Genomic DNA, 2,733 nt, shown 5'->3' with positions numbered 1-2,733 from the left:
TGATAGTGAAAAAGTATATATTCATTCACAAAATTTAGACAATTAGCTATAATGTTCTTGAAAGCCATTACATTAAGTTAAAGAAAAGGGGAATTGCTTATGGCAGAATTACAAAAAGGTTTAGAAGGGGTAATTGCAGCTGAAACTAAAATCAGTTCAATTATTGACAGTCAATTAACATATGCGGGCTATGATATTGACGATTTAGCAGAACATGCGCAATTCGAAGAGGTTGTCTTCCTTTTATGGAATTATAGATTACCAACTCAAGACGAATTAGATGAATTAAAAGAAAAATTAAATAAATATATGACATTAAACCCAAGAGTGTATAAACACTTTGAAGAATATGCAACTGATAATGTACATCCTATGACAGCATTACGTACATCAGTTTCTTATATTGCACACTTTGATCCAGATGCAGAAGATGAAACTGAAGAAAATCGTAAAGAAAGAGCGATTCGTATTCAAGCTAAAATTGCTTCATTAGTTACTGCATTTGCTCGTGTGCGTGAAGGTAAAGAACCTGTAAAACCTAACCCAGAATTAAGTTATGCAGCTAACTTCTTATATATGTTAAGAGGGGAATTACCAACTGATACAGAGGTTGAAGCATTCAATAAAGCGTTAGTGTTACATGCTGACCATGAGCTTAACGCTTCAGCATTTACAGCTCGCTGTGCAGTTTCTTCTTTATCTGATATGTATTCAGGTATCGTAGCAGCTGTAGGTTCTTTAAAAGGACCTTTACATGGTGGTGCTAACGAACAAGTTATGAATATGTTATCTGATGTTAAATCAGTAGATGAAGTAGATGCTTATTTAGACGAAAAATTCAAAAATAAAGACAAAATTATGGGCTTCGGACATCGTGTATATAAAGATGGGGACCCACGTGCAAAATATTTACGTGAAATGAGTCGTAAAATCACTTCTGAAACAGGAAGAAGTGAATTATATGACATTTCAATTGCTATTGAAAAACGTATGCGTGAAGAAAAAGGTATTATTCCTAACGTAGACTTCTTTAGCGCAACTGTATATCACAGTATGGATATTCCACATGATTTATTTACACCAATCTTCGCAGTGAGCCGTACTTCTGGATGGACTGCTCATATTCTTGAACAATATCGTGATAACAGAATTATGAGACCACGTGCAAAATATATTGGTGAAAAAAATCGTAAATATTTACCAATCGAAGAAAGATAAATTAAAAATTAATTTATTAAAATAATTTAATCATAGTTAATCTTGGAGGTTAAAGTTATGTCAGCAGAAAAAATTACTAGAGCGAATGAAGGATTAAACGTACCAAACGAACCAATCATCCCATTTATTATTGGTGATGGTATTGGACCAGATATCTGGAAAGCAGCAAGTCGTGTTATTGACGCTGCAGTTGAAAAAGCGTATAACGGCGAAAAACGTATTGAGTGGAAAGAAGTTTTAGCTGGTCAAAAAGCTTATGATGAAACTGGTGAATGGTTACCAAAAGAAACATTAGATACGATTAAAGAATATTTAATCGCTATTAAAGGGCCTTTAACTACACCAATTGGCGGAGGAATTCGTTCATTAAACGTTGCATTACGTCAAGAATTAGATTTATTTACTTGCTTACGTCCTGTACGTTGGTTTAAAGGTGTCCCTTCACCAGTTAAGCGTCCTCAAGACGTTGATATGGTTATCTTCCGTGAAAATACTGAAGATATCTATGCTGGTATCGAATTTAAAGAAGGTACTGAAGAAGTTAAGAAAGTCATCGATTTCTTACAAAACGAAATGGGGGCTACTAATATCCGCTTCCCAGAAACTTCAGGTATTGGTATTAAACCAGTATCTAAAGAAGGTACTGAACGTTTAGTAAGAGCTGCAATTCAATATGCTATTGATAATGATCGTAAAGCTGTGACATTAGTGCACAAAGGTAACATTATGAAGTTCACTGAAGGTTCATTTAAACAATGGGGTTATGATGTAGCACATAATGAATTTGCGGATAAAGTATTTACATGGCAACAGTATGATGAAATTGTTGAAAAAGATGGTAAAGATGCTGCAAATGAAGCTCAAAACAAAGCTGAACAAGAAGGTAAAATCATCATCAAAGATTCAATTGCTGATATCTTCTTACAACAAATTTTAACTCGTCCAGCTGAACATGATGTAGTTGCTACTATGAACTTAAATGGGGACTATATTTCAGATGCTTTAGCAGCACAAGTGGGCGGTATTGGTATCGCACCAGGTGCTAATATTAACTATGAAACAGGACATGCGATTTTCGAGGCAACACATGGTACTGCTCCTAAATACGCAAACTTAAATAAAGTAAATCCTTCATCAGAATTATTAAGTTCTGTATTAATGCTTGAACACTTAGGTTGGCAAGAAGCAGCTGATAAAATTACTGATGCTATTGAAGCAACAATCGCTTCTAAAATTGTAACTTATGACTTTGCTCGTCTAATGGACGGTGCTAAAGAAGTGTCTACTTCTGAATTTGCTGATGAACTTATTAAAAACTTAAAATAATAATATCAATATTGATTTACCTCACTTAAACCTGAAAAATAGGCTTTAAGTGAGGTATTTTTTTGAATAATTTTAAAAAAATTATATTTTTATGACTAAATTTGTTAATATTAAGTTAAGGTTAGTAAAATAATTTCTTAATAAATAGAAAATATTATATTAATTGTTAAGTTTATGTAAATTTAATAT

2 protein-coding genes are annotated in these 2,733 nt (G+C 33.0%); both read left to right on the top strand.

All coding sequences use genetic code 11. The features are described from left to right. The first annotated feature begins 99 nt into the window (after positions 1 to 99). A complete protein-coding gene (locus CD128_RS11035; RefSeq protein ID WP_103329941.1) occupies positions 100 to 1,218 on the top strand; it encodes a citrate synthase in 1,119 nt (372 codons plus the stop codon). A gap of 57 nt (positions 1,219 to 1,275) precedes the next feature. Next, positions 1,276 to 2,544: an NADP-dependent isocitrate dehydrogenase gene (gene icd, locus CD128_RS11030; protein WP_103329940.1), complete on the top strand. Its 1,269-nt coding sequence runs from the start codon at positions 1,276 to 1,278 to the stop codon at positions 2,542 to 2,544. The last annotated feature ends 189 nt before the right edge of the window (positions 2,545 to 2,733 follow it).

The sequence above is a fragment of the Staphylococcus croceilyticus genome (genome assembly GCF_002902575.1).
Lineage (GTDB): Bacteria > Bacillota > Bacilli > Staphylococcales > Staphylococcaceae > Staphylococcus > Staphylococcus croceilyticus.
Note: the sequence above shows the minus strand (reverse complement) of the source record. Positions and strands in the feature narration are given on the sequence as shown.

What these genes read in the sequence shown, in the direction of transcription:
- CD128_RS11035 (WP_103329941.1), top strand. Translation starts at nt 100, where the DNA reads ATGGCAGAATTACAAAAAGGTTTAGAAGGGGTAATTGCAGCTGAAACT.
- icd (WP_103329940.1), top strand. Translation starts at nt 1,276, where the DNA reads ATGTCAGCAGAAAAAATTACTAGAGCGAATGAAGGATTAAACGTACCA.